27 protein-coding genes are annotated in these 26,453 nt (G+C 75.0%); 16 read left to right on the forward strand and 11 right to left on the reverse strand.

The window, feature by feature from the left end:
* Positions 1-17: 17 nt before the first annotated feature.
* Positions 18-581 carry a TetR/AcrR family transcriptional regulator gene (locus tag ACWEPX_RS21225; protein WP_451898934.1) on the forward strand — a complete coding sequence of 188 codons (564 nt, stop codon included), beginning with the start codon at positions 18-20 and terminating at the stop codon, positions 579-581.
* Positions 582-653: 72 nt separating this feature from the next.
* Complete coding sequence (locus tag ACWEPX_RS21230) at positions 654-1,085, forward strand: STAS domain-containing protein (protein ID WP_451898935.1); 432 nt, start codon at positions 654-656, stop codon at positions 1,083-1,085.
* A 13-nt stretch (positions 1,086-1,098) separates the two neighbouring features.
* Here the strand turns inward: ACWEPX_RS21230 and ACWEPX_RS21235 are convergent, their stop codons facing one another.
* From ACWEPX_RS21235 to ACWEPX_RS21245, 3 genes are read right to left on the reverse strand one after another with little or no spacing between them, the layout of a single operon-like run.
* Entirely contained in the window at positions 1,099-2,427 is a 1,329-nt protein-coding gene (locus tag ACWEPX_RS21235) for a cytochrome P450 (RefSeq protein WP_451898936.1), read from the reverse strand.
* Between the two features lie 22 nt (positions 2,428-2,449).
* Positions 2,450-2,779 (reverse strand): DMT family transporter, encoded by a 330-nt coding sequence (locus ACWEPX_RS21240; RefSeq protein WP_451898937.1) that lies wholly within the window; start codon positions 2,777-2,779, stop codon positions 2,450-2,452.
* Positions 2,776-3,423: an FMN-dependent NADH-azoreductase gene (locus ACWEPX_RS21245; RefSeq protein ID WP_451898938.1), complete on the reverse strand. Its 648-nt coding sequence runs from the start codon at positions 3,421-3,423 to the stop codon at positions 2,776-2,778. Before ACWEPX_RS21245 ends, ACWEPX_RS21240 begins: the two co-directional genes overlap by 4 nt.
* Positions 3,424-3,502: 79 nt before the next feature.
* Between ACWEPX_RS21245 and ACWEPX_RS21250 the strand changes: the two genes are divergently transcribed.
* On the forward strand, positions 3,503-4,090 hold the full coding sequence (locus tag ACWEPX_RS21250) for a TetR/AcrR family transcriptional regulator (protein ID WP_451898939.1): 588 nt from the start codon (positions 3,503-3,505) through the stop codon (positions 4,088-4,090).
* A 70-nt stretch (positions 4,091-4,160) separates the two neighbouring features.
* Positions 4,161-5,102 carry a LysR family transcriptional regulator gene (locus tag ACWEPX_RS21255; protein ID WP_451898940.1) on the forward strand — a complete coding sequence of 314 codons (942 nt, stop codon included), beginning with the start codon at positions 4,161-4,163 and terminating at the stop codon, positions 5,100-5,102.
* Positions 5,103-5,106: 4 nt separating this feature from the next.
* Here the strand turns inward: ACWEPX_RS21255 and ACWEPX_RS21260 are convergent, their stop codons facing one another.
* From ACWEPX_RS21260 to ACWEPX_RS21270, 3 genes are all read right to left on the reverse strand, one after another.
* Positions 5,107-5,973, reverse strand: coding sequence for a hypothetical protein (locus tag ACWEPX_RS21260; protein WP_451898941.1), 867 nt, complete (start codon positions 5,971-5,973; stop codon positions 5,107-5,109).
* 118 nt (positions 5,974-6,091) lie between these two features.
* Positions 6,092-8,938, reverse strand: a complete 2,847-nt coding sequence (locus ACWEPX_RS21265; RefSeq protein WP_451898942.1) for an ATP-binding protein — start codon at positions 8,936-8,938, stop codon at positions 6,092-6,094.
* Between the two features lie 271 nt (positions 8,939-9,209).
* Positions 9,210-9,776 carry an AAA family ATPase gene (locus ACWEPX_RS21270; RefSeq protein ID WP_451898943.1) on the reverse strand — a complete coding sequence of 189 codons (567 nt, stop codon included), beginning with the start codon at positions 9,774-9,776 and terminating at the stop codon, positions 9,210-9,212.
* A 202-nt stretch (positions 9,777-9,978) separates the two neighbouring features.
* On the opposite strand from ACWEPX_RS21270, the gene ACWEPX_RS21275 reads away from it, so the two are divergent.
* The 7 genes from ACWEPX_RS21275 (at position 9,979) to ACWEPX_RS21305 (ending at position 14,301) form a co-directional block, all read left to right on the forward strand.
* Positions 9,979-10,416, forward strand: a complete 438-nt coding sequence (locus tag ACWEPX_RS21275; protein ID WP_451898944.1) for a DUF6292 family protein — start codon at positions 9,979-9,981, stop codon at positions 10,414-10,416.
* 29 nt (positions 10,417-10,445) lie between these two features.
* On the forward strand, positions 10,446-10,589 hold the full coding sequence (locus ACWEPX_RS21280) for a hypothetical protein (protein ID WP_451898945.1): 144 nt from the start codon (positions 10,446-10,448) through the stop codon (positions 10,587-10,589).
* A gap of 51 nt (positions 10,590-10,640) precedes the next feature.
* The gene (locus tag ACWEPX_RS21285) at positions 10,641-11,954 is read left to right on the forward strand and encodes an APC family permease (RefSeq protein WP_451898946.1); all 1,314 of its coding nucleotides are present in this window, start codon (positions 10,641-10,643) and stop codon (positions 11,952-11,954) included.
* A gap of 62 nt (positions 11,955-12,016) precedes the next feature.
* Positions 12,017-12,493, forward strand: a complete 477-nt coding sequence (locus ACWEPX_RS21290) for a DUF6292 family protein (protein WP_451898947.1) — start codon at positions 12,017-12,019, stop codon at positions 12,491-12,493.
* Positions 12,494-12,565: 72 nt separating this feature from the next.
* Positions 12,566-12,967, forward strand: a complete 402-nt coding sequence (locus tag ACWEPX_RS21295) for a DUF2243 domain-containing protein (protein ID WP_451898948.1) — start codon at positions 12,566-12,568, stop codon at positions 12,965-12,967.
* Between the two features lie 363 nt (positions 12,968-13,330).
* Entirely contained in the window at positions 13,331-13,498 is a 168-nt protein-coding gene (locus ACWEPX_RS21300; RefSeq protein ID WP_451898949.1) for a hypothetical protein, read from the forward strand.
* Between the two features lie 23 nt (positions 13,499-13,521).
* Positions 13,522-14,301: a cytochrome c oxidase assembly protein gene (locus ACWEPX_RS21305; RefSeq protein WP_451898950.1), complete on the forward strand. Its 780-nt coding sequence runs from the start codon at positions 13,522-13,524 to the stop codon at positions 14,299-14,301.
* On the opposite strand, the gene ACWEPX_RS21310 is transcribed toward ACWEPX_RS21305, so the two are convergent.
* A complete protein-coding gene (locus ACWEPX_RS21310) occupies positions 14,252-14,866 on the reverse strand; it encodes a TetR/AcrR family transcriptional regulator (RefSeq protein ID WP_451898951.1) in 615 nt (204 codons plus the stop codon). The two genes, ACWEPX_RS21305 and ACWEPX_RS21310, sit on opposite strands and share 50 nt — an antisense overlap.
* A 74-nt stretch (positions 14,867-14,940) precedes the next feature.
* On the opposite strand from ACWEPX_RS21310, the gene ACWEPX_RS21315 reads away from it, so the two are divergent.
* The 5 genes from ACWEPX_RS21315 (at position 14,941) to ACWEPX_RS21335 (ending at position 23,352) form a co-directional block, all read left to right on the forward strand.
* Positions 14,941-15,915, forward strand: coding sequence for an SDR family NAD(P)-dependent oxidoreductase (locus ACWEPX_RS21315; protein ID WP_451898952.1), 975 nt, complete (start codon positions 14,941-14,943; stop codon positions 15,913-15,915).
* Positions 15,916-16,048: 133 nt separating this feature from the next.
* Entirely contained in the window at positions 16,049-18,190 is a 2,142-nt protein-coding gene (locus ACWEPX_RS21320) for a tetratricopeptide repeat protein (protein WP_451898953.1), read from the forward strand.
* 104 nt (positions 18,191-18,294) lie between these two features.
* Positions 18,295-19,878, forward strand: coding sequence for a hypothetical protein (locus ACWEPX_RS21325; protein WP_451898954.1), 1,584 nt, complete (start codon positions 18,295-18,297; stop codon positions 19,876-19,878).
* The gene (locus ACWEPX_RS21330; protein WP_451898955.1) at positions 19,875-20,195 is read left to right on the forward strand and encodes a hypothetical protein; all 321 of its coding nucleotides are present in this window, start codon (positions 19,875-19,877) and stop codon (positions 20,193-20,195) included. Before ACWEPX_RS21325 ends, ACWEPX_RS21330 begins: the two co-directional genes overlap by 4 nt.
* 304 nt (positions 20,196-20,499) lie before the next feature.
* On the forward strand, positions 20,500-23,352 hold the full coding sequence (locus ACWEPX_RS21335) for a WD40 repeat domain-containing protein (RefSeq protein ID WP_451898956.1): 2,853 nt from the start codon (positions 20,500-20,502) through the stop codon (positions 23,350-23,352).
* Here the strand turns inward: ACWEPX_RS21335 and ACWEPX_RS21340 are convergent.
* From ACWEPX_RS21340 to ACWEPX_RS21355, 4 genes are read right to left on the reverse strand one after another with little or no spacing between them, the layout of a single operon-like run.
* Positions 23,334-23,672 carry a hypothetical protein gene (locus ACWEPX_RS21340; RefSeq protein WP_451898957.1) on the reverse strand — a complete coding sequence of 113 codons (339 nt, stop codon included), beginning with the start codon at positions 23,670-23,672 and terminating at the stop codon, positions 23,334-23,336. The genes ACWEPX_RS21335 and ACWEPX_RS21340 overlap by 19 nt on opposite strands.
* A gap of 44 nt (positions 23,673-23,716) precedes the next feature.
* Entirely contained in the window at positions 23,717-25,222 is a 1,506-nt protein-coding gene (locus ACWEPX_RS21345) for a transcriptional repressor (protein ID WP_451898958.1), read from the reverse strand.
* The gene (locus ACWEPX_RS21350; protein WP_451898959.1) at positions 25,219-25,932 is read right to left on the reverse strand and encodes a trypsin-like peptidase domain-containing protein; all 714 of its coding nucleotides are present in this window, start codon (positions 25,930-25,932) and stop codon (positions 25,219-25,221) included. The genes ACWEPX_RS21345 and ACWEPX_RS21350 overlap by 4 nt, the downstream gene beginning before the upstream one ends.
* On the reverse strand, positions 25,929-26,240 hold the full coding sequence (locus tag ACWEPX_RS21355) for a CU044_2847 family protein (protein WP_451898960.1): 312 nt from the start codon (positions 26,238-26,240) through the stop codon (positions 25,929-25,931). The genes ACWEPX_RS21350 and ACWEPX_RS21355 overlap by 4 nt, the downstream gene beginning before the upstream one ends.
* Positions 26,241-26,453 lie beyond the last annotated feature (213 nt).

A 26,453-nucleotide genomic window follows, 5' to 3' on the forward strand; every position in this document is an offset into this window, starting at 1 on the left:
TTGGGTATCGTGGTGCCATGAGACCGACCAGGTCGCCCGGGAGGCCGCGGGCGGGCATCGACGCCGAGGTCTTCGCCGCGACCCTGCGCACGGTCCACGAGCTGGGCTACGCGGGCGCGACCATGGACCGCATCGCGGCGGCGGCGGGCGTGGCCAAGACGACGCTCTACCGGCGCTGGCCCTCCAAGGGCGCGCTGATCACCGACTGCCTCCTCGACGCCTTCGGCCCCGTCCCGCTGGTCGGGGACGACCGGGCCGAGCTGATCGCCTCGGCCATCCGCTGGGCCGCGGCCAAGATCGCCGAACCCGGGGTCGGCGAGGCGTTCGCGGGCGTGTTCGTCGACGCCGTGAGCGACGCCGGGCTGCGGGAGATCCTCTCGTCGCGCCTGCAGGACCCCTACCGGCTGGTCCTGGAGGAGGCGCTGGCCGAGCCGACGCACCGGGTCCTGCTGCTCATCGACGTCATCGTCGGCACGCTGCTGCACCGGATGGGCATGACCGGCGCGCCGATGGTCGATGCGGACGTGGCCGCGCTGTCGGCGATGGTGGTGCGCCACTTCACGGCAGAACAGGGCGTTTAGGGCACGCGGCGCAGAGGCATATTGCGGCAGCCGGTCTCAGGGCGACCGGCCAGGACCAGAGGGCAGTTTCGCATGCACGCAAGCACCACCTTCCGCGCTCAGCGGGTGCGCTACCGCTCCGACGTGCTCGTCATCAAGGTCGCGGGCGACGTCGACCTGAGCACGGCGCCGCAGTTCGCCGACGCGCTGGCCGCCGCCGACGCCGAGATCGTCGTGGTGGACTTGGCCGAGGTCACCTTCCTCGCCGTCACCGGCCTGCGCCTGCTGGTCGAGGCCGCCTACCGGGCCTCATCCCACGGCAGCCGCTTCGGCGTGGTGGCCCACGACCGCACGGCGCTGCGCCTGCTGCGGATGAGCGAGGCCGCCGCCTCGATCCCGGTCTTCCCCGCCCTCTCCGACGCCATCCGCGAGCTGCCGGGCCATCCCGTCCCCGACCGCGGCGAGCCCGCCGTCCTCGCCGTGGTCCAGCGGCCGAAGCCGCTGTGCGAGGCGGTGTCGGGCTGACCCGCGGCTCGGGTCAGCGATCGGCGGCCACGGGGTCGGTGTAGGTGAGCGTGAGGGCGCGGCTGGGGCCCAGGGTGATGCTGTGCGGGCGGGGCCGGGGGACCGGGCGGGCGCGGTCGGCCGGGGACAGGGTGAAGCCGGCCGTGCTGACCAGGGTGCCCAGGACGATGCGGAGCTCGTGCTCGCCGAAGGCCGCGCCCAGGCACCGCCGGTGGCCGCCGCCGAACGGGGCGTACTCGTGCGAGCGCGGCTTGCGGTCCAGGAAGCGGTCCGGGCGGAAGGCCATCGGGTCGGGCCAGATGTCGGGGTTGTGGTGCAGCAGCGAGGTGGCGACGGCCGCCGTGTCGCCTGCGACCAGGTCGATGCCGCGGAAGCGCCACGGCGCGGTGAGCATGCGGGCGACCATCGGCACCACCGGGTGCAGGCGCAGCGCCTCCTGGCACACCGCGCCGAGGTACGGCAGGGCGGCCAGGTCGTCGGGGGTGGGGAGGGGGCCGAGCGGGGACAGCTCCGCCCGCAGCCGCCGCTCCGCCTCCGGGTCGCGGTGCAGGTGGTACAGCGCCCAGGCCAGGGAGGTCGCCGTGGTCTCGTGGCCTGCCACGACCATCGTGCGCAGCTCGTCGAGCAGGTCGGCGGGGGAGAGGCCGCTGCCGTCGTCGTAGCGGGCGCCCAGCAGCAGGGAGAGGATGTCGTCGCGGTCCTCGACGCCGCTGGCCCGCCGGGCTTCGATCTCGGTGGTGAGCAGCGCGTCGAACTCGGCGAGCCGGGCGCGCAGCCGCGCGGCCGGGCCGAGCCTGCCCAGCGTGCGGCGGAACGCGGGCAGCGCGAGCGCGGGGGTGTGCCCGGCGAGCAGCCGCGCGGTCGCCGCGGCGAACCGCTCGCCCCGGGCGCCGCCCTCGATGCCGAAGATCGCCCGCACGATGACCGCCAGCGTGATGGTGTGCGCGAGCCGCTGCAGGTCGACCGGCTCGCCGACCCGGCAGCGGGCCAGCCGGTCCAGCGCCACCTGCTGCATGATCGCCCCGTACGCGCGCATCCGCCTGCCGTGGAACGGCGGGGTGAGCAGCCGCCGCTCCTGCCGGTGCCGCTCGCCGTCGACCATGATCAGCGACCCGGGTCCGAGCAGCGGCTCCACCATGTTCGGCCGGGCCACCCCGAACAGCTCCACCGGACCGGTGAACAGCTCCCGCGCCCCCTCCGGGTCGCCGGTGATCACCATGCGCCCCGACCCCGGTACCCGCACCACCACCGGGTCGCCGCCGCGGGCCCGCCGCCTGCGCAGGTAGCCCTCCGGGTCGAAGGGCGCGGTGACGATGTCCAGGGCGGCGCGGAGGGACTTCACCCGTGCCATCGTGCCGGACGGCTCACGCCTGCGGCCGGGATTCGGCGACATACGCCAGCACCACGCCGCCGAGGATCAGGCCGAGCGCGACCGCCCGGCCTGCCGTCACCGGATCGCGGTGGACGACGACCCCGAGGACGACGGCCCCCACCGCGCCGATTCCGGTGAACACCGCGTAGGCCGTCCCGACCGGGATGCCGTCCATCGCCTTCGACAGCAGGTACACGGCCCCGGTCGCGAGCAGGAAGCACAGCACCGTCGGCCACAGCCTGGTGAAGTTCTCCGTGGGCTTGATGCTCTGCGACCACGCCACCTCGACCAGCCCCGCGAGCACCAGCAGCAGCCAGCTCACCGCGCCCACTCCCGGCCCAGCTCGCGCGCCGCGCGCAGGGCCCGGTCCGCCGACTCCTCGTGCTTGCCGCGCAGGACGCGCAGCAGCGGGTCGACCCGGGCGTTGACCAGCTCGGCGGTGATGAAGACCGGGTCGTCGACGCCGAAGTGCCCGCGGAAGAAGTCCCGCAGGTAGCGCTCGTGGTGGTCGTAGGGTGCTCGCGGGGTGCCTGGCGCGTAGGTCCCACCGCGCGCGCCGAGCACGGCGAACCGCTTGCCGCGCAAGGACATCCTGGGGAAGGTCACCTGGTCGAGCCACGCCTTGAGCGCCGCGGGGATGCCGAAGTTGTACATCGGCGCGCCGATCCCCACCACGTCGGCGGCCACCAGCTCGGCCAGCAGCGGCCGCACGACCGCCCACGCCGCCGCCTGCTCGGGCGTGCGCACCGCCTCCGGGTAGCGGTGGATCTCGGTGATCCGGCCGCGCAGCAGGTTGTCGCAGATCTCCGTCCACGCCTGGTCGATCGGCGGGACCGGTTCGGCGGCGAGGTCGCGGTGGGCGCAGTGCCCGCCGCCCTCGCCCCAGCCCTCGGCGAACGCCTCGCCCAGCCGCCGGGAGAACGAGTCGCGGCGGGCGCTGGAGTCGATGCGCAGCAGGGACGGCATGCGGACCTCCTTAAGTGGACGCTGTGTCCACTTGACCGTAGCACAAGCGGACGCGCTGTCCGGTTAGTAGGCTGACCGGGTGAGCCACCGGAAGGACCTGCTCGGCGCGGACCCGCCGAGGGAGCGCGCCGACGCCGCCCGCAACCGGGCGAAGGTGCTGGCCGCCGCCGAGGAGCTGTTCGCCCAGCGGCGCCCGGTGACGATGGAGGAGATCGCCCGCGCCGCCGGGGTCGGCCGCGGCACCCTCTACCGCCGCTACCCCGACGTCGCCGCCATCGCCCTGGCCCTGCTCGACGAGCACGAGCGGCGGCTGCAGGAGCACCTGATGGCCGGCCCGCCCCCGCTCGGCCCCGGCGCGCCCCCGCCCGAGCGCCTGGCCGCGTTCTACGCCGCGATGGTCGACCTGCTGGAGGACCACGGCCACCTCGCGCTCGGCGCGGAAACCGGCCGCGCCCGCTTCACCACCGGCGCCTACGCCTTCTGGCGCGCCCACGTCCGCTCCCTGCTGGTCGCCGCCGCCGTCCCCGCCCCCGACGCCCTGGCCGACGCCCTGCTCGCCCCGCTGGCCCCCGAGCTCTACGACCACCAGCGCCGCGAACGGGGGCTGACCCCGGAGGAGATCACCGCGGGCCTGCGCCGGATCGCGGCGTCGGTCCTGGCTGGCTGACCCCGGCAGCGTGTCCTCCCGGTCGCCGAACGTGGTTGAGGTCGGCAGGGGGCCGACCTACACTCCCCCGATGGAATTGGAGGTCCGCCACCTGCGCACGGTCGCCGTGATCGCCGAGACCGGGAGCCTGACGCGGGCCTCCGCCCAGCTCGGGCTGTCCCAGCCCGCGCTCTCGGTGCGGCTGCGCCGGATGGAGGCCGAGATCGGGGCCCCGCTGTTCACCCGCAGCCCGGCAGGCGTGGAGCTGACCCCGGTCGGGGAGTACGTGCTGCTGCGCGCCCGCGCCATCCTCGCCGCGGTCGACGAGCTGCGCAGCGGTGCGGCCCAGTTCGCCGAGCGGACCAAGCCGGTGGTCACCGTCGGCGGGTCGGCCGGGTCGGTGCTGCTGGGGCTGGCCGACCGGATGGGGGAGGAGCTGCCCGCCGCCGAGGTGCGGCTGACGATGGAGTACTCGCCGCTGCTGCTGCGCGACATGCTCGCCGCGGGCAAGCTCGATTTGGTGACCACGACGGACCTGCCGGGGTTCGAGCTGCCCGCCCACCAGGCGCTGCTGTGCGAGGTGCTGGTCGAGGAGCCGGTATGCGTCGCCCTCCCCAGCACCGACCCGCTGGCCGACCAGGCGGAGATCGCCCTGGGCGACCTCGCCGACCGCAGCTGGGCGCTGAGCCCGCCGAACGGGGCCGGGTGGCCGGACAGCTTCCACATCGCCTGCGCCCGGCACGGCTTCACCCCCGAGGTCCCCTACACCACCCCCAACGCCGACACCGTCCGCACGCTCATCGCGGCAGGCCGGGCCGTCGCGCCGTGCCAGCCGGTCTACTACCCGGGCGAGGGCGTGGTCGTGCGCCCGCTCGCGGGCAGGCCGTTGTGGCAGCGGCACATCATGCTCTGCCCCCGCGACGGCGCGCTGGCCCGCAGGCTGCCCGAGCTGGTCGAGTTCGCCCGCGACGCCTACCGGGCCTTCGTCCGCGAGCACGCCCCGCACCTCGACCTGCTGCGCGCCACCCGCTGACCGCTCACCACCGCCAGTCCGCGCCGATGATCCCGCAGCGCCCGTCGCGCACGACCGCGCAGAAGTCCCGGGACCGGCCCATCCGCACGGGTTTGCCCATCTGGACCGGCGCGGTCGAGTTGACCTGCCAATAGCTCGTGCAGAACGCGGGCGGGCGGCCCTCGAACCGGATGAGCTGGGTGTACTCGCTGACGGGCTTGCGCAGGTTGCGGAAGTAGCAGGCCACCGGCGGGGTAGCCCGGAACCCGAACCCGTACTCCAGCACGGCGTGCTCCCCGCCCCGGATGGGCCGGTCGAGGATCAGCTCGACGGCCAGGAACCCGGCTTCGGCGTCGGTGAGCACCCGGCCCAGGCTCGCGTAGTCCACATCGGTCAGCGCGGGCACCAGCCCCGGGTGGTCGGACTGGTAGCCGACCACGTAGCGGGTGACCCGCCCGCCGAGGCCGCGCAGGACGATGCGCGAGCGCACACCGCGCTCGGTGCCGTACTCGGTCACGGTGAACACGTCGTGCACCGACACCAGCGCACGGCGGCCGTCGCCGGGCGTGGCCAGCTTGGCGATCAGCCCGGAGATCGGCGTGGCGTCGGCCCGGCTGACCCAGCGCCCCCGCGGGCGCGGCGGGCCGACCCGGCTGCTGAGCGCGCCCGGCGGCAGGTCGAGCAACTGCTCGATGAGGGGGACCGCGCGGCGGGAGCGCTCGCCCTCGGGCTGCCGCAGCCCCCGCCGCCAGTAGCTCAGCGTGGCGATGCTGATGGCCACCCCGCGCTCGGCGAGGCCGCGGCGGAGGCGGTCCAGGGTGCACCCGCGCGCGGTGATCGCGGCGTCGAGCACCCCGGCGAAGGACCGGCTCGGGTGCTCGGGCGCTGGCATGGGGCTCCTCCTTCGGCGGGCATCCCATTCGTACCCGACGCGCGCGGGGGTGAACAGGTATGCCTTCGATTGATGGCCCCTCCACCGGGGTGATGGCCCCGCTGTCCACAGCGGACGATCAGCGCACGTCGGCCATGCGGATCTCGCGGCGCGAGCTGACGTTGAGCTTGCGCAGGACCCGCGAGGCGTGCTGCTCGACCGTGCGCGGGGACAGGAACAGCGTCTGGGCGATCTCGTTGTTGGTGTGCCCGGCGGCCAGCAGGCGGGCCACCTCGCTCTCCCGCGGCGACAGGCGGTTGCCGTAGCCGCGCCTGCCCTGCCGCGACGGCGTGGCGATGCCGAGCGAGCGCAGCAGGTGCCTGCACCGGGCGGCGTCGTGGGTGGCCCCCAGGGCGTGGTAGCGCTCGGCCGAGCGGGTGTAGGCGGCGATCGCGGGCTCGCCGCAGGCGTCCAGCAGGTGGGCGTCGGCCCGCTCCCAGGCCAGCGCGGCCAGGTAGGGCGCGCCCAGCTCCTCGTACGCCCGGGCGGCCGCGCTGTGGTGCGCCTCGCCCGAGCGGCCCGCGTGCTCGGCGATCGCGCCGCGGCAGGTGTGCAGCGCGGCCGCGGCCAGCGGGGCGGCGCGGTCGCTGATGCCCGCGGCCACCGACCGCACCAGGTCCTCGGCGTCGAGCACCCGGCCCGCGGCCAGGTAGGCGTCCACGGCGGCCGGGGCCAGCTCACCGGCCCAGGCCCACACCTCCTTGCGCCGCAGCAGCGCCACGCCCGCGTCGGCCTCCACCACCGCCAGCACGACGTCCTCGTCGCGCAGCGCCAGCCGGATCAGCCCGGCGCTGCCGCCGAGGGCGATGTGGGTGATCGACTCCCGCGGCGTGCGGACGCCGGTCTCCACCAGGTGGGCGCGCGCGGCCTCCCACTCCCCGCGCGCGAGGGCGAGCTGGCCGAGCACCAGGTTCAGCTCGGTGGCCACGGCGGTCAGCTCCCGGTACTCCACCAGCAGCGACCTGGCCCGGTCGGCCAGGCCGTCCCAGGCCCCCAGGAACCAGTCCAGCCGGATGCGGGTGCTGCGCGCGGTGCTCAGCACGTACAGCGCGCCGCTCTCCTCGGCCAGCTTCACCCCGAACCGCAGGTGCTCGTCGGCCGCGCGGAGCCTGCCGGTCATCGTCAGCGAGTCGCCCAGGTTGCAGTGCGCCCTGGCGATCTGCCGCTGCTCGCCGAGCGTGCGCGGGACCGGCGGCAGCGCGGCCAGCCGGTCGCCCGCGTCCGGGTCGCCGATGGCCACCAGCGAGCCGACGACGTTGGCCAGCAGCGAGATCTTCTGCTCCTGGTCGGCGCACTGGTCGATGGCCGCATCGGCCTTGAGCAGCCAGGGCAGCAGCGACGGCAGGGGCGTGTCGCCTGCGAACGGCTGGGCCAGCGCGCTCATGCACTTGGCCGCCAGGTCCGGGCGCGCGCCGAGCTCGTCGACGGCCAGTTCGAGCTGGGCGCGCCCCTCGACCAGGCCGTGCAGCACCCGCGGCAGCAGCAGCCCCAGCTGCATCCGGACCTGCCCGCGGGCGGCCGCGGAGAGCCTGCCGTCCACCAGCAGCCGCTTGAGCACCGCGGCCGAGCTGGGCACGTCCAGGCCGAGCAGGGCCGCCTCGCCCAGCTTCACCCCGAGCCGGTCGACGTCGGCGCCCGCCAGCCCGGGCTCGGCCAGCAGCAGCCGCAGCAGCGGCGAGGCCGCCATCCCGTCGGAGACGGCCAGCGCCTGGTCGGCGGCGGCCTCGCCGTAGGCCAGCCAGTCGGCGCGCCGGTTGGCCAGCCTGCTGTGCTCGGCGAGCTGCACCAGCGGCGGCGGGCTCATGGCGGCCAGCAGGCGCACCGCCCGCCGGTGCAGGTCCGCGCGCTCGATGGGGCTCATCGTCGCGTACACCGCCTGCCGCGCGAGGGCGTGGCGGAAGGCGCACGTGCCGTCGCCTGCGTCGCGCAGCAGCGCGCAGGTCAGCACCTCGTCGGCCGCCGCGCGCAGCCGGTCGCCAGCCAGTTCGGCGACCGCCCCCAGCACCTCGATCGAGGCCGGGATGGCGAACGCGGCGGCGGCGCGGACCAGCCTGCCCGCGTCCGGGGACAGCACCGCCAGCCGCTCGGCCACCGCCTCGCCCAGCAGCACCGGCACCTCGGCCCGCTCCGCCCACCGCCGCGCGTCGACCGCGTCGTCCCAGGCCCGGTCCGAGCGCAGCACCTCCTCGATGACGAACGGCAGCCCTGCGGTGTGCTCGTGCAGCGCGGCGGCGAACTCCCGGCCCACCGCGGCCCCGCCCAGGAGCACCGAGGCCAGCTCCTGCACCTGGGCGGGGTCCAGCGGCCGCAGCGCCACGATCTCCGCGGTCACCCCGGCCCCCGGCCGGTACGCCGCGCCCAGCGGCATCCCGCCCGGCACGTCCTCGCGCCGGTAGGTCACCAGCACCGCCAGCTCCGGCGGCGGGTCGGCCATCAGGAACCGCAGCAGCTGCAGCGTGCCGTCGTCGGCCCAGTGCAGGTCCTCGATCACCAGCAGGGTCGGCCCGACGGCCACCAGCACCTCGCGGACGGCCCGGAACAGCAGGTGCCGGTCGAACGCCGGGTCGCCGATCTCCGCAGGCAGCGGCGGCAGCAGGTCGGCCAGCTCCGGCACGGCCGCGCGCAGCACCGAGGTGACCGGGTTCAGCTCCCGGCAGCGGGCCAGCCTGGGCCGCGCCCGCCGCAGCGCCTCCAGCACCGCGCCGAGGATGAACGGCTCGCGCAGGTGCTGGCAGCAGCCGACCAGCACCGCGGGGTCGCCCGGCCCCGCCAGCTCCACCAGCTCGCGGACCAGCCTGCTCTTGCCGACCCCGGCCTCGCCCTCGACCTGGACGAGGGCGGGCGGGCGCCGGATCGCCGCCCGCAGCCTGCTCAGCTCGTCCTCGCGGCCGACGAGCGCGGTGGGCGCCGGATCAGTTGGGGGCATGTGCCTTTCGCCTAACCGGGAATGGGCCGCGACCACGGCCCGCTTGGACAGTGCGCGGCCGGTAGCACCGCTGCTGTTAGGGATCGACGGACATGGCCGAAAGGATGAAACGGCCGCTCAGCGCCGGGCAACACGCAGATGCACGTATCTAAACCGAGTGGGGGATACGTGTTTTCACAGAATTGAGCCGCGGCCGATGCCGGCGACTCGGGCTTCGCCGCAGGTCAGCGGGGTGGCCGAGCGCGCAGCCGCGATGTGGTTGTTGACGGTATCAACCCAGATCGCGGACCAGTGCGCGCACCTGGTCGGGGATCGGCGGGGCGCCCGCGCGGTTGTCGATCTCCCGGTGCGGCACCGGCGGCGGCTCGTCCGGCCGCATGCGGGCGGTGAAGGCGGCGAAGTCGGCGAGCTTGCCGGTGTCGCGCGGCGACCCCCGGGCCAGCAGGCGGGCGCGCAGGGTCGCCGCGTCCGAGCGGACCCAGACCAACCGGACATCCCCGCCCAGCTCGGCCACCCACCCGGCCCACCGCTCGGGGTCGCGGATCTGGCCGGTGAACGGGCCCGACAGCAGCACCGGGCAGCCGTGCCCGCTGATCTCGCGCGCGAGCGCGGTGAGCCCGGCGTACTCGTGCGCCTTGATGTGCTCGTCGTACCACGGCCCCTCGCGCTCACCCGGCGGCCTGCCCGCGGCGGCGAGCGTGGCGGCCACGAAGCCCCCGTAGGCGGTGTCCTTGTCCAGCAGGGCGGGCACGGGGTCGAGGACGGCCAGCAGCGCCGAGGCCACCGTGCTCTTCCCGGCCCCCGGCGCCCCCGCCACCACCCACACCGTCGCACCCATGCGTTTCAGTCTGCTGGGGAGCGGGAAAGTACGCGACAACCACCGCAGGGGCGATCGATGCCGTACACTGGGCGGTGAACGGGAGCCGCATCGCCGCCCCGTCATCGCGAGGCCCGGTTGTTGTGCCCGGTTGCCCGGCGATTCACCTCTCGGTTGCGCTCAGCGCCCGCGAGCAGGCTTTCCCGAGCTGGACGGAGTCCACTTGCCACGCAGCACCACCCCGGTCCTGACCGGGCCACCGGCGGACCGCACCGCGGACTGCACCCACTCGCTGGGCCGCGCGCTCGCGGGCTACGTCGAGGCCATCGCCGACCTGCTCGGCGTCCCCGCCGAGGGCACCACCTGGGAGGTCACCGACACCGCGACCGCCTACCTCGCCCTCACCGGCCGCTCGCCCGACCACCCCGGCCGCGAGGTCATGCTGGTCTGGGCCGAGTCGCGCGGCTGGGCGGTCTCGATCGAGACCGCGCCCGGCGAGCCGCCGATCGTGCTCGCCCGCTCCGGCGCCGTGGTGCCGCCGCCTGCCGAGGTGGCCCGCCTGGTCGCCGACTCCCTCGCCCGCCGCGCACCCGCCCGGTGCGCGCGCCCCGCCCGCCTCAGCCGCCCGGCCCTGGCCGAGCGCCTGCACCGCCACAGCTGAGATCTTCCTTACCAACCAAGGAGTTGCCCATGTCCAAGACCTACCCGTCCACCCCGGACCGCGCCCAGCCGGTGGAGTTCAGCCACCGCGCGACCGAGTCCCGCGCCCTGCCCCGCCAGCACGCGGGCCCGCCGGTCCCGGTGTTCGTCCCACCCGCCCGGCCGCGGAGCTGACATGATCGAGTGCGTCATGCGGAGCGGGCGCGTCCCCATGAGACTTGGGGCATGTCGGTTCCTCTGCGGCGCGCGATCTCCACGCCCCTGCTGTTCACGTTCATCCTGGGGGACATCCTCGGCGCCGGTGTCTACGTCCTGATCGGCGAGGTCACCGGCGCCTCCGGCGGCGCGGTCTGGCTGCCGCTGGTCCTGGCGCTGGTGCTGGCCGGGCTCACCGCGGGCTCCTACGCCGAGCTGGCCACCAAGTACCCGCGCGCCGGTGGCGCGTCGCACTACGCGAACCTGGCCTTCGGCCCCGCGGCGGCGACGTTCACCGGCTTCTGCATGCTCGCCGCGGGCATCGTGTCCGTCGCGGCGCTCGCGCGGGCCTTCGGCGGCGACTACCTCGCCGAGTTCGTCTCGCTGCCGGTCGCGCTCGTGGTCGCGGTCTTCCTCGGCGGGCTGGCGCTGCTCAACATCTACGGCATCCGCGAATCCTTGCGTGCCAACGTCGTCGCCACCGCCATCGAGGTCAGCGGGCTGCTGCTGGTGATCGGCCTGGGCCTGTGGGTCATCCTGCGCGGCGACGCCGACCTCGGGCGGCTGGTCCAGGTCGGCACGCCGGAGGCGGGCCCGTTCGGGGCCGTGCTGGCCGGTGCGGTGCTGGCCTACTACTCCTTCGTCGGCTTCGAGACCTCGGTCAACCTCGCCGAGGAGACCAAGGACCCGCGCCGCTCGTTCCCGCGCGCCCTCTTCGGCGCGCTGGCCACCGCCGGGGCGGTGTACCTGCTCATCGGGATCGTCACCAGCGCCTCGGTGCCCACCGGCCAGCTGGCCGCGTCGAGCGGGCCGCTGATGGAGGTCGTGCGCGCCGCGGGCGGGGTGCCGACCTGGCTGTTCGGCGTGATCGCGCTGATCGCGGTGGCGAACGGGGCGCTGCTCACCGGCATCATGTCCTCCCGGCTCGCCTACGGGATGGCGGGCGACGGGCTGCTGCCGTCGCCGCTGACCCGGGTGCTGCCCAACCGCAGGACGCCGTGGATCGCGGTCCTGGCCACCACCGCCCTGTCGCTGGTGCTGGCGCTGACCGGCCAGGTGGCGGCGCTGGCCGAGACCCTGGTGCTGCTGCTGGTGATCGTGTTCACCGTCGTCAACGTGGCCGTCATCGTCCTGCGCCGGGATTCCGCGGACACCGACCACTTCCGCGTCCCCACGCTGGTCCCGTGGCTGGGCATCGGCTCGTGCGTGCTGCTGATGACCCAGATCGACCTGACCGTGTGGCTGCGAGGTGCGGTGCTCATCGCCTTGGCGCTGGTGTTGGCCGCCGTCAATGCGCGCCGGAAGCGGCGCTCCGGCGGGGAAGTCGACGCCGTTCCCGCCTGAGCGTGTGCCCGCCTTCACAGGGGGTGGGGGTTTGACCGCGGGCGGCTGCGGGAACCTCGCAGGTGCGTCGAGCAGAGGCGCTGAGCCCCTGGGGTGAAGAGGACGGCGAAATCGTGGAGTTGGACTTCGACGACGCACTGGTGCGCGGGTTGCACGGCTACATCCGAGCGGTGACCGAGCGGCTCGGCCTGACCGGCGAGAGCTCCTACGTGCAGTCCGAGCCGCTGGGCGCCTACCTGGCGCTCGACGGGCGGCTGCCGGGCTTCCCGGACCGGGACGCGGCGCTGCTGTGGGACGGCGAACGCGGGTGGGCCGCCGCGGTCGAGACGCACAGCGGCGAGGACCTGATCGTGCAGGGCTGGCTGGGCGGCGAGGTCGTCCCCGCGCCGAACCGGGTCGCCCGCTGGGCGAACAGCCTGCTCGCAGGCCGCACACACCCGCCGCGCCTGGTGACGCCCCGCCGAGCACCGGACGACCTGCGGGTGCGCCTGGCCCCGTACTCGGTCACCGAACTGGTCCCCCTGCCCCGACTGGCCTGACGGGTGCCCACCAGCGGCGCGCCCCCGGCCGGGTCTTCGCCCCACCGGACCCGTCCGGGGCGCTCGCTGTGGGTGTGCGCCCTGCTGGGGGCCGCCGGGATGGCCGCGATCGACGAGATCGTCTTCCACCAGCTCCTGGCCTGGCACCACTTCTACGACCGCGCGACGCCAACCGTGGGCCTGCTCTCCGACGGCCTGCTGCACACCGCCGAACTCGTCGGCTTGGTCGCAGGCTTCACCCTGCTCGCCGACCTGCTCCGCCGCCGAACCCTCTCACCGGCCCACGCCTGGGCGGGCCTGTTCCTGGGCCTGGGCGCCTTCCAGCTGTTCGACGGCATCGTGGACCACAAACTCCTACGCATCCACCAAATCCGCTACAACGTCGACCTCCTGCCCTACGACTTGGCATGGAACGGCACTGGACTGCTCCTACTCACCCTCGGCGGTTTCCTGGCCGTGCGCGCAAGCCGCTGATGCCCGGTGCCCGCCACCGGCAGGTGGCTTCCGTCGCGGTAGGGGCCGGGGGCTGGCGCTTCTGCTGGCGCTCGGCGGTTTCCTGGCCGCGCGTGCAGGCCGCTGACGTCCCGTGCCTGCCACCTGCCAGCGGCCTCCGTCGTGCTGTGGCCGTGGGTGTGCTCCTGCTGGCTTTCCGCGCCTCTTGGCCGTGCGCGCACGCCGCTGATGCCCGGTGCCCGCCACCGGCAGGTGGCTTCCGTCGCGGTAGTGGGCGGGGGCCAGCGCTCCTGCTGGCGCTCGGAGGCTCCTTGGCCGTGCGGGCGGAACGCTGATGTCCGGTAAGCGCCACCCGCAGGGGCCTTCGTCGCGGTGGTGGTCGCCGTGGGTGTGCTTCTGCTGCCTCTCTGCGGGTTCTTGGCCGTGCGGGGTGGGCCGCTGATGTCCGGCGCCTGCCACCTGCTGGTGGCTTCCGTTGTGGTGGTGGTCGTGGTTGTGGGTGTGCCTCTGCTGGCGCTCGGCGGTTTCCTGGTCGTGCGGGCAGGTCGCTGATGTCTGGCGTTCACCATCCGCACGTGGCCTCCATCGCGGTGGTGGTGGCCGTGGTCGTGGTGGGTGTGTACCTCATCGCTGCGGGTTGGGTGCGGGGGCGGGGGCATGGGTGGCCGGTGTCGCGGGACGTCTCGTTCGTTGGCGGGGGTGCGGCGCTGGTGTGGGCGGGGATGGGGCCGCTGCCGGGTGGGCCGTTCACCGGTCACATGGCCCAGCACCTCCTCGTGGCGATGGCTGCGCCGCTGCTGCTGGTCCTGGGCCGTCCCCTCACGCTCCTCCTGCGCGCCCTGCCGCCGGGTCGCCTTCGTCGGGCGTTCGTGCGTGCGGGGGGCTGGTCGGTGGTCCGGTGGCTGCTCTTCCCGCCCGTGGCCGCGCTGCTGGACGTCGGCGGCCTGTGGTTGCTCTACCGCACCCCGCTCGCCGCCGCGCTCCACCACCCCCTGGTGCAGGTCCACGTCCTGCTGGCCGGTCTGCTGTTCACCTTCGCCGTCTGCCAGCTCGACCCGCTGCGCCACCGCTGGAGCCTCGCCTGGCGCGGCCTGACCCTCCTGACCGCAGGCGCCGCCCACGCCGTCCTCGCCAAGTCCCTCTACGCCGAGCCCCCGCCCGGCACCACCTACCCGGTCGCGGACCTCCAGGCGGGCGCCCAACTCATGTACTACGGCGGAGACCTGGTGGAGCTCGCCCTCGCCGCCGTCCTCGCGGTCCAGTGGTACCGGTCCGGCGCCCGCGCGCACCGACAGTCCACTGTGGTCAGCCCGCCTCCGGTTCGACGCAGCGCAGCGCGGTGTCGGCGGCGGTGAGCATCGCGGCGCGGGTCCGCTCCGGCGGGTCGCCCTGCTGGATGCTCGCCACGGCCGCGGCGCTGACCGCGCCCATGACCGCGCCGACGACGGTCGCGGCGGTGATCGCGTCCATAGTGGCGGGATACGCCGCCCGCAGGGCGTCGGCGATGCGGGTCTGGGCGGTGAACGTGGTGTGCAGCACGCGGGCCTGCACGGCGGGCGTGGTGACCACCAGGCGGGCGCGGAGCGCGGCGAGGCCGTTGGGCAGGTCGCCGACGGCGGCGTCGGTGACCATCCTGCGCACCGCCTCGGCCAGGGCCGCGCGCAACGGGGCGTCGGGCGCGCGTTCCTCGATGGCCCGCACGGCGAGGTCGACGCGCGTGGTGGCGTCGGCGAGCAGGACGTCCTCCTTCGTGGCGAAGTGCAGGAAGAAGGTGCGCTTGCTGACGTCGGCCGCCTCGGCGATGTCGGCGACGCTGGTCTGCTCGTAGCCCCGCTCGGCGAACAGGCGCACGGCGGCTTCCACCAGGGACCGCCGCGTCAACTGCTTCTTGCGCTCCCGGCGTCCGGCCTCGTCCGTCACCAGCCCAGCCTAGTGCACCGCGAGAATAAGTACACCAAATGCATTGATGCACTCGGTGTAGTAATCTCGCCTGCATGAGCGGACACGTGATGAGCGGGCGCACCGTGCTGGTGACCGGCGCAGGCCGGGGGATCGGGCGCGCCGAGGCGCTGCACCTGGCGGCGGCAGGCGCGAACGTGGTGGTCAACGACCCCGGTGTGGCGGTCGACGGGCGCGGCGGCGACACGGGGGTGGCCGCCGCGGTGGTCGAGGAGATCCGCGCGCGGGGCGGCCGGGCGGTCGCCGACACCGGCAGCGTCGCCGACTGGGCCGACGCCCGGCGCATGGTCGACCGCGCCGTCGCCGAGTTCGGCGACCTGCACGCGGTGGTCAACAACGCGGCCATCGAGGTCAACAAGGGGCTGGAGCACCTCAGCGAAGCCGAGTTCGACGCCGTGGTGGCGGTCAAGCTGAAGGGGACCTTCGCCGTCAGCCACTGGGCGGCGCGGCACTGGCGGTCCGGGGGAGCGGGTGTCGACCGCGCCATCGTCAACACCGCCTCCGGCTCCGGCACCCTCAACCCCTTGCCGGGCCAGTCGAACTACGCCGCCGCCAACGCCGCGGTCGCCGCCATGACCACCGTCCACGCGCTGGAGCTGCGCCGGTTCGGCGTGCGGGTCAACTGCGTCAGCCCGTCGATGGTCCGCACCCGCCTGACCGCACCCGTGCCCGGCATGGACCGGGCCGCGCCGGAAGGGGAACTGGACCCGAAAGACCCCGCCGTCGTCGCCCCGCTGGTGACCTACCTGGTCAGCCCCGGCTGCCCGCTGACCGGCCAGGTGCTGTCCGTGCGCGGCGGGACCATCACCCTCAACCGCGGCTGGTCCGCCGGACCGGGGATCACCAAGGACGGAGCACTGTGGACAGTCCCCGAACTCGCCGAGCGGCTGGCGGAGCTGCCCGCCGCCGACCCCTTCGACCACCTGCACGCCGCGCTCGGGGACGCCCTGGGCGCACCCGGCCGCGCCGCGCTCGAATCCATGATCAACGCCCAGCTCGACGCCGGATGACGCCATTTCCGGGAATAGCCGGAAACGGTGTCACCACCGCGGGATGTGGCTGATTGTCGTAGCTTATTCCTCTTTCCCAACCAGGTTATAGTGATCACTCGCGCGCCAGGGGCCATGGACTCGGGGAGCGGGCATGACGGGTTCGGGGGCAGGTGAGACGACCAGCAACGAGCTGGCGGTGACGACCGCGGGCCCGGTCATCCAGGCCGGCGCCGTGCACGGCGGAATCCACCTCGGCGGCGCGGCGAATGCGGTCGTCCCCCGCCAGCTCCCGTTGCCGCCGCGGTGGTTCGCCGGACGCGCGGCGGAGCTGGCGGTGCTGACCGCGCTGCTGGAGGAGGCCGCGGAGTCGGGGGCGACGGTGGTGATCTCGGCCATCGGCGGTGCGGGCGGGATCGGGAAGACGTGGCTGTCGGTGCGGTGGGCGCACGAGCAGGCGGCGCGGTTCCCGGATGGGCAGTTGTTCGTGGACCTGCGGGGGTTCTCGCCGTCGGGGGAGCCGATGTCGGCGGCGGAGGCGATGCGCGGGTTCCTGCACGCGCTGGGGGAGGACCCGACGAAGCTGCCGGTGGACCTCGACGCCCAGGTCGGTCTCTACCGGAGCCTCGTGGCGGACCGGCGGATGCTGATCGTGCTCGACAACGCCCGCGACACCGCCCAGGTGGTGCCGCTGCTGCCGGGGAGCCGGTCGTGCACGGTGCTGGTGACCAGCCGCAGGCACCTCGTCGGGCTGGTCACCGTGCACGGGGCCAGGTCCATCGATCTGAACGTGCTCTCGGCGGAGGAAGCGCGGCAACTGCTGGTCGACCACCTCGGCGCCGAGCGGGTGGCCGCGGAACCGGAGGCCGTGGCGGAGCTGCTGGGGTGCTGCGCGGGGCTGCCGCTGGCGCTGAGCATCGTCGCCGCCCGCGCGCTCACCCACCCGGAGTTCCCGCTGGCGGCGCTGGCCGAGGAGCTGCGGGACCAGAAGACCCGGCTCGACGGGCTGAACGCGGGGGAGATCCCGCTGAACCTGCGCGCGGTCTTCTCCTGGTCGGTCGAGGCCCTGCCCGACCGGGCCGCCACGCTGCTGGCCCTGCTGGGGCTCGCGCCCGGCCCGGACATCAGCCTGCCCGCCGCGGCCGCGCTGGCCGGGCTGCCGGTGGCCGAGACCCGGGCGCTGCTGCGGGAGCTGGAGACCGCGCACCTGGTGAGCCAGCCGGTGTTCGGCCGCTACCGCTTCCACGACCTGCTGCGCCTCTACGCGGGCGAGCAAGGCCACCTGCACCTGACCGAGGGGAGCAGGCACGCCGCCCTGCGCCGCCTGCTGGACTTCCTGCTGCACACCGCCCACCAGGCCGACCGCCTGCTGAACCCGCACCGCCACCAGATCCGCATCGACCCCCGCCCACCCGACTGCCACCCGCTCCCGCTGCGCCACCACGCCCCGGCGGCCGCCTGGCTGGAGGCCGAGCACGCCTGCCTGCTGGCCGCCCTGCACCTGGCCGCCGCGCTGGGCTGGCACAAGCTGGTCTGCCAGCTGGCCTGGTCGCTGGACACCTTCCACTACCGCTGGGCCCACCTGCACCAGTGGCGCACCACCTGGCGGCTGGGCCTGGCCGCGGCCCGGGAGTGCGGCGACCCCGCGGTGCTCTCCCTGGCCCATCGCCTCCTCGGCGACTGCCACCTCAACCTCGGCGAGCACGACGCCGCCCTCGACCAGCTCGACCAAGCCCTGCGCGTCGCCGAGGAAGCCGACGACCCGATGTCCCGAGCCCACGCCCACCGCATCCTCACCTGGGCGTGGGGACGGCGCGACGACCGCAAGGCCCTCGAACACGCCATCAGCGCGCTGCGGCTCTACCGCGCCCTCGGCCAGCCGGTGCGCGAAGCCGCCATGCTCAACGCCGTCGGCTGGTTCTCCACCCGCCTGGGCGACTTCCACCTCGCCCGCACCCACTGCCAGGCCGCGCTCGACCTGTGCCGCAGGCACGACTACCGGGTGGGCGAGGCCAACACCCTGGCCAGCCTCGGCTACCTGGCCCAGCGCACCGGCAGGCCGCACGACGCGCTCGCCCACTGCACCGCGGCCCTCGCCGTCTTCCGCGCGCACAAGGCCACCTACTTCCAAGCCGACACCCTCGACCGCATCGGCGAGATCCACGCCGCCATCGGCCAGCCCGAGCAGGCGCGGCAAGCCTGGCAGCAGGCCCTGCGCCTCTACCGCGACAAGCACCGGCCCGACGACGCCGACCGCGTGCAGCGGGCCCTGGACGACCTCGCACGCTCGGGCTGAACCGGCACACCGGGGTTTCCAACCTGCTTCCGGCCCGCGCGCAAGACCAGCCAGCACGCGAAGATGACAGCGGCTGAGGTCGCATTGGCCGATGGGAGCCGATTGTGGACGACATCTTCGACGACCTGTTCGACGCCCTTGAGGACTTCTTCGAAGACGGCGGCGGCGGGCTCGTCCTGGCGCTGCTCCTGATGGCCGTCACGCTGCTCGTCGCGCGGGCCCGGCGCGACCGCGAGCAGGTGTGGCCGCGCGGGATCGGGTCGGTGTCGGCCGACCCGGCGTGGCCGGGCACCCCGGCCGACACCGAGATCACCCGGCTGCTGTGCCGCGGGGTGTACCACAGCGCCCGCTTCGCCAAGACCACGACGGCGCTGCTATTCACCGGGCGGCTGACCGCGGCGGCGCATTCGCCCGGGGTGGACACCGTCCTGGTCGCCCTGCACTGCCTGACCGTGCTGCGCATCAAGCGGCGCTACCGCAACTGGCTCGTCGGGGTCCTGGTGTTCACCGTCGGGCTGACCCTCGTCCACCCCGTCGGGCTGATCGGCCTCGTCGCGGGGGCGGTCGTGGTGCGGCTGCGGCGCGGGGAACTGGAGTCGCGGGCCGCGCACCTCGAACGCGGCCGCTTCCGCGACGGCCACGGCTTCCCGCTGCCCGCGCCCGAGTGGGCGCACCCGCGCCTGCACGCCTTGGCCGACGCCCAGAAGGGCAACGTGACCATCTTCCTCGACCGGCCCTTCGTCGGCTGCGGCAAGCCGGTCGACGGCTGGTCCTTCGCTCTGGCGGTGCGCTCCGCCGAGGACACCCTGTCCGGCTCGCCCGCCCCGCTGAGCCGCTTCTCCGGCGCGGAGCTGACCGCCTACGTCTCAGCGCGGCTGGCCGACGCCGCCGACCGCGGCAGCCCGCTGACCCACGGCGTGCCGCTCGTCGGGCTGGTCCTGGCGGACCGGGTGTTCGCCGACGGCGGCACGCTGATCGGCAACCCCGCCCTGCTGCCCGACCGGGCCGCCCCGCCGGTGCAGACGGCCTCCGCGGAGGATGTGCAGCGGTGGCGGTCGGAGCTGCCCGGCCCGGTGCGCACCTACCTGTGCGTGCACGCGGCGTCGTCGGCCGGGCTGGTGGTCGCCAGCACGTTCCTGCGCTTCACCGCCCACGCGGAGCTGCTGTACTTCGAGTGCGAGCGGACGCTGCTGCACCCGGTCGGCGCCGACCTGCTGCTGGCCGAGAGCGAGCCGGGGTTCCTGGAGCGGGCCTCGGTCTGGCTGGGCGATGTGGTGTCGAGCCCGCTGCAGCTGGTCGCCGCGCCGTTCACCCCGATCCCGGGGCCCACCCGCCGCTCGGTGCGCCGGACCGACCGCAAGCAGGTCAAGGCCGCCATCGCCGACCCGCACTTCCACTACGGCGCGGGCTATTCCCCGCGCGAGGCCGCCGCCGCGGCGTCCTTCCACACCGAGTTCCAGTTCCTCGACGCCGAGCGCTCGTTCAAACTGGTGGAGCGGCTGGTGCTCGACGCGGCCATCGAGTTCCTCGACCACCACGGCGTCGACACCTCCGACCTGCGCAGCAGGCAGACCACGATCCTCAACTCCGGCGTCATCCAGACCGGCGGCGTCAGCAACGTCGGCGCCCTCGCCGTCGGCGACCAGGCCCGCGCCACCCAGCACACCCAGGCGAAGGCGGCCAGATGAACGGCAACCGCGGGTTCCAGGTCTTCGGCGGCTCGGTCGCCATCGGCGCGGCGGCGGTCGGCACCCGCGCCCGGGCCGTGGCGGGCGGGGATCTCCCCGCGCTCGTCGCCGCCCTGCGCACCGCTGTCGACGACCACCGCGGCGAGCTGTCCGAGCCCGCCCGCGCTGTGGCCGCCGAACTCCTCGCCAAGGCCACCGCCCCCGCGCCCGACCCGACCATCCTCAGCGGCCTCGGCGCCGCCCTCGCCGAGCTGGCCGCAGCGGTCGAACCGGTGACGGCGGCGGCGCGGAACCTCGTCACCGCCGCCCGGACCTGACCGCCTCCCGCGTTGTCCGGCGCGTGTTGTTCGGGCTGCTCAGGTCGGGCGCGAACAACGGTGACCGCGGTAGACCTGTGGGGCCAGGGCGGAACGGGACGCCGCTCGGCAGCGCGGTTCGGAAGGGATGCCCTGCGGTGGTGGACCCGGGCCTGGGGCGGGTCGACCGGCAGGGGCCGCAGCCCGGCGACCCGCGCTACCCGTCCAGCGGATTCCCCTTGGTGCGATCGGGTTGTTCCGCACCGAAGCGGGGTGGTGGGGGGATGGACACGGCCACCCTGGGCAACGAGAGGGGGAATCACCGGTGCCTCGACCCGAGCGCCCGCTGGACCGGGACGGCTCGCCGCTGGTGGATTTCGCCGCAGACCTGCGGCAGCTCCGGCGGCGAGCCGGTTGCCCGCCCTACCGGCGGATGGCGGTCGACGCGCACTTCGCGGCGTCGACCCTGGCCGAGGCGGCGGGCGGCAAGCGGCTGCCGACGCTGGAGGTCACCCTGGCCTACGCCCGGGTGTGCGGCGGCGACGTCGAGGAGTGGGGACGGCGTTGGCGGGCGCTGGCCGACGAGCTCGACGACGCCGCCGCGCCCTCCCCGGCCGACGGCGGCCCCTATGTCGGCCTGGCCACCTACGGCCAGGCCGACGCGGGCCGGTTCTTCGGCCGCGAGCGGCTGGTCGACGAGCTGGTCGAGCAGGTGGGCGGGCACCGGTTCCTCGGCGTGTTCGGCGCGTCGGGGGCGGGCAAGTCGTCCGCGCTGCGCGCCGGGTTGTTGGCGCGGTGGGCGCAGCGCGGACCCGCCCTGATCCTCACGCCCGGCGCGCACCCGCTGGAGGAGTGCGCGGTGCACGTGGCCGCGCTGCTCGGCGCCACGGCGGGCGCGGTCCGCGCCGAGCTGGCCGCCGACCCCGCCGCGCTGCGCTGCCTGCTGCGGCAGGCGGTCGCCGCGCTGCCCGAGGGCGCCGAGCTGCTGCTAGTGGTCGACCAGTTCGAGGAGATGTTCACCCTCTGCCAGGACGCGCAGGAGCGGGCGCGGGCGATCACCGCCCTGCTCGCCGCCGCCGACGGCGACCGCTGCCGGGTGGTGATCGGCGTCCGCGCCGACTTCTACGCCCACTGCGGCACCCACCCCGAGCTGGCCGCGGCCCTGCGCAACGCCCAAGTCCTGGTCGGCCCGATGACCGCGGAGGAGCTGCGCCGGGCCATCACCGGGCCCGCGGCGCAGGCCGGGCTGACCGTCGAGAGCGCCCTGCTGACCACGCTGGTCGCCCAGGCGCACGGCCGCCCCGGCGCGCTGCCGCTGCTGTCGCACGCGCTGCTGGAGACCTGGCGCAGGCGCAGGGGTTCCACCCTCACCGCCACCGCCTACGCCGCCAGCGGCGGCATCGACGGCGCGCTGGCCAAGACCGCCGAGACCGCCTTCCGCGCCCTCGACGCCCGCGGCAGGCTCATCGCCAAGGACCTGTTCCGCCGCCTGGTCGCGCTGGGCGACCGCACCGAGGACACCAAGCGCCGCGTCCCCGCCGACGAGCTCGACGACGACCCGAGCACCGCCGTCGTGCTCGACCGCCTCACCGAGGCGCGGTTGCTGGTGCGCGCCCACGACGGCATCGAGATCAGCCACGAGGCGCTGATCCGGGCCTGGCCGCGGCTGGGCGGCTGGCTGGCCGCCGACCGCGACGGCCAGCGGGTGCACCGCGAGCTGGCCGAGGCCACCCGGATCTGGGTGCAGCACGACCGCGACCCCGGCGCGCTCTACCGCGGGGCGCGGCTGGCCGTCGCCCGGGAGTGGGTCGCAGGCGGCGGTCGGCCCAACAGCCGCGAGCACGCCTTCCTCGTCGCCTGCGGCGCGGCGGAGGAGCGCGAGCGGCTGGCCCTGCGCAGGCGCACCCGCCTGCTGCACAACCTCGTCGGCGTGCTGGCGGTGCTGCTGGTCGCCGCGGTCGTCGCCACCGCGCTGGCGGTGACCGCGGTCGGGACGGCCCAGCGGCGGCGCGACGTCGCGCTCTCGCTCAAGGTCGCAGGCGACGCCGTGGAGCTGAGCCGCAGCGATCCCGGCCGCGCCGCGCAGCTGAGCCTGGCGGCCTACCGGCTCGACCCGTCGCCTGCCGCCTTCGCCAGCCTGGTCGCCACCACCGACGCCGCGGGCGCCGAGCAGCTGATCGGCGCCGCCCTGCCCACACCCGTGCCCGGCATGGTCCTCGTGCAGAACACCGTGACCGACACCGCCCAGCTCCGCGCCGACCGCAACCTCGGCACGCTGCGCGGGGCCTCCGGCGCCGACTTCACCGCCGACGGCCGCACCGCCGTGACCCAGGACGGCGACGCCGCCGTGCGGCTGTGGGACATCGCCGACCCCGTGCGCCCCGTCGAGCTCGGGCAGCTGCCGGTGCGCGGGCTGATCTGCTCGCTGAGCCCCGGCGGGCGGGTGCTGGTGACCGTCGACGTCGAGCGCTCGGGCGGGGAATGGCGGCCGGGCGCGGTGATCCGGCTCTGGGACGTGTCCGACCCGCGCTCGCCGCGCCAGGCCGCGCGCCTGCCGGGCGGGGACTGGGACGTGGCCTACAGCGACCGCAGCGGCCTGCTCGCCCAGGCCGACGTGAGCTGGCAGGACGGCAGGCTGGTCGGCGGCTCGGTGCTGGTCTGGGACGCCGCCCGCCTCGACCGGCCGGGGCAGCCCGCCGTGCTGGACCCCGGCGACGAGGACGCGATCACCAGCCTGTCGTTCCTGCCGGACGGGCGGCGGCTGGTGCTCGGCGGGGAGAACGGCACGGTCACCATCTGGGACACCGCGGGCCCGCCGCGGGAGCTGGCCCGCGTCGACGTCCCAGGCATCGTCAACGACACGGCGGTGAGCCCCGACGGGCGCACCCTGGTGGTCGGCAGCAGCCACGGCGCGGTCGCGTTCTGGGACATCACCGAGCCCGCCGCGCCGCGCCGCATCGCCTCGCTCGCAGGCACAGGCGCGGTCGGCGCGTTCGTCTTCGCCCACGACAGCAAGAGCGCGAGCGGGCTGGAGTACCGGGGCGCGTCGCCGGTGCGGCTGCGGCGATGGCCGCTGGACCCGGAGCTGGCCGCGGCGGCCGCCTGCGCGCACGCCCCGCTGACCCCCGACCAGTGGGCCGAGCACTTCGCCGACCTGCCCTACGTCCCGCCCTGCTGATCGCAGAGGTAGATGTTGCTGTCCTGGTGGCGGCACAGGGCGTAGCGCGGCAGGTAGACCTTGGTGCGGCCGAACCCGACCCGGGTGCTGCCGGTGCCGCACGCCTGCTTGGCGACCTGCTCGCCGCCGGGCCGGTCGAGCGCGCGGGCGCAGTGCCAGGCGCGGGCGGTGCGCTCGTCCAGGCCCGTCGACCCGCGCTCGACGGCGACGAGGCGCGGCGGCGCGGGTGCGGCGGCGGGCGGCGCGACCGCCAGCACCGGCGCGGCGAGGACGAAGACGGCGAGGCCGACGCGCACCCGCGGGGAACCTCCAGCCCTCATGGGCCGACGGTAGCCGCAGGGGGTCGGCCGCGGTGCCGACTCGCCTAGTCCCACGGGTTTCCTCCGCAGTTGTCGCACAGGCCGAACAGCTCGACGCTCGGGCTGATGTCGGTGAAGCCGTGCTCCGCAGCGACCCGGCTCGCCCACTGCTCCACCGCAGGACCCGCGACCTCGACCGTGCGACCGCACGAGCGGCACACCAGGTGGTGGATGGCCGCGGGACGCCGGTACAGGGTTTCCCCGCTGGGGGCGTGCCTCACCTCGACCGCGCCGTCGTCGGCCAGCGCCCGCACGGTCCGGTAGACCGTGGTCAGTCCCGTCTCCTCGCCCTGGCTCCGCAACTCGTCGTAGAGGTCTTGGACCGTGCGGAAGTGGTCGAGGTGGTTGATGATGGCTTGCCGGAGCCGGGTTGCCGGCCGCCGGTTGATCAGCTGGTCGGCTTGGTCCACGGACACGTAGTCATCGCCGAAGCCGGTGCTGGTGATGGTGCGCGTCAGCAAAGTCCCCGCGCCCGCTCCGGCCTGATCCCGGCACAGCGCGATCTCCCGGTCGAGGACGCGCGCGGTTGGGTGGTCGCGGCCGAACGCGGCGACCACCCGACCGGCGGTCGTGGTGAGCGTGTCGAGCACCTCGGCCAGCTTGCGCGGATCACCGCCGATCCGGGCGGCGTCGAACTCCGCCGACGCCGCGTTGGACCAGGCGATGACCGTGGTCGGGTGGTCGGGGCCGAGGACGTCCTCGGCGGCCCGCGCGCTGCTGCGCAGCTCGCCCAGCGCTTCGGCGAGGTCCCGGCGCTCGGCGCGGGCCACCTCGAAGCCCGCCACCGCCGCGTTGAGGTGGGCGGTCACCGCCTGGGGGTGGTCCCGGCCCAGGTCGAGGGTGGTGAGCAGGGCCAGCCTGCGCAGGTTCGCGTCGGAGCGGGGGTGGGCGCGGAACTCCGCGGACGCGAGCGCGGCCGCGCTGGCGTAGGCCGTCGGGTGCGATGCGCCCAGGATGGCGGCCGCGCGCTGGGCGGTGATCTCCAGCGACTCCAGCAGCCGCGCCATCGCCACCCGGTCGCCTGCGGTGGCGGCGAGGCCGAACTCGGCGGACAGCCGGGTGGTCGCCGCGTCGATCGCGGCCAGCTCGGCCGAGACCTGCGGGTGGCGCACCACCTCCCGCTGCCGGTCCAGGATCGCGGCCCAGCGGAACCGGTCGCCGGTGAGCTGGCCCAACGCGGCGCGGGCGGCGGCCAGCCCGGCTGGATCACCCCAGCGGCGGGCTTCGGCCTCGGCGATGTGCCGGGCGGCGAGCTCCGCTTTCCCTTGGCGCAGCGCGGCAACGGCCGCGCGCACCGGGTCGTCCGGTCCCGTGCGGGGGAACACCGCATCGAGCAGCGACTCCGCGGCGGCCTCGTCGCCGCGGTCCGCCAGCACGACCGCCAAGGCGATGCGCGCCGCGGGCAGGTCCACGCGCGCGTCGATCATCCGGCGCAGCACGTCGGCGGCTTGGTCGAGCATGCCGCGCGAGCGCAGGTGCGCGGCGCGGGCGAGGGTGGGTCGTTCGCTCATGGCGCGCTCCGGCCGATCGTCTGGTCGACCACGCTGCGGGCGACGCGGACTTGCAGTACCTCCAACGCCGATGGGCTGATCAGCCCCTGCTCCAACCAGTCTCGGCCCTGGCGCAGCACGTCGCCCGCGTCGGCGAGCACGTCCTCGGTGGGGCTCGGCCCGCGCAGGCACTCGAACCGGCGGAAGATCTCGGCGGTGGTCGCGGCGAACAGCACCCCGGCGAAGCGCTCGGGGTCCTGGCGGTCCGGGTACTGCTCCAGCAGGAGCCCGACCACCGCGGACCGCGACTCGACCGGCCCGCCCGAGTACCCGCGGTACGTCCCGAGCTCCACGTCGCAGCGCAGCTGGAGCACTTCGAGCTGCTCGCCCGCGACGCACTCGTACTGCAGGGCGGGCTCCACGACCTGCCCGGACAGCCGCGGGTCCGTGCTCATCGGCCGGGCGGGTGCCCGCCACTGGTCGCCAGCGGCGGCCCGCCCCAGCCGGGCAGGCCGGGTCGGCGCGAGCCCGTCGAGGCGCAGCAGGGCCAGATCCGCCCCCTTGACCACCTCGGCGACCGCGGCGGCCACCGCGAAGCCGTCGTCGAACTCGGCCACCAGGTCGCCGCCCCCGCCCGCGCAGTGCGCCGCGGTGACGACGTGGCGCCGGGTCACCAGGAACCCCGCCCCCACCCGCAGCCCGTCCCGCCGCAGGCCGACCCAGTAGCTCACCCGCGTTCGATGGTCAGCGTCACCTCGAACGACGCCTCGGCGGACGCCTTGGTCAAGATCACCCCCGCCTCCGCGGCCAACGAGATCCCGAAGGTCGCCTCGATGCTCGACACCCGCCACCCGTCCCCATCGGCCCGCTCCTCGGCCATCGCGTCCCGCACCATCGCCACCGCCGCCCGGATCCCGTCCTGCACCTCCCCCCGCCGATCCGCCAACAACTCCGAAGCCCGCCCCCGAGCCGCGATCTGCCGCCCCCCAGCGGCATCCACCTCGACGGTCTCCACCCGCACCTGCAGATGATCGCCCATACCCGCAAGTGTCGCTCCCCACCGACCGGCGTTACGGGGTCGAGCCAACGGGATGGGCGCGCCGCGGGATCGGCAAAGATGCAGTCATGCGAATAAATGACTGGTGGGCAGGTCGTCCCGCGGAGCGCAACTGGATGGAGATCACCGACCGCCCGGACGTCGGCGCCGACCTGAACGCACCCCAGCGCACCGGCACCGGCGGCGAGACGTGGT

Source organism: Actinokineospora sp. NPDC004072 (assembly GCF_053604195.1).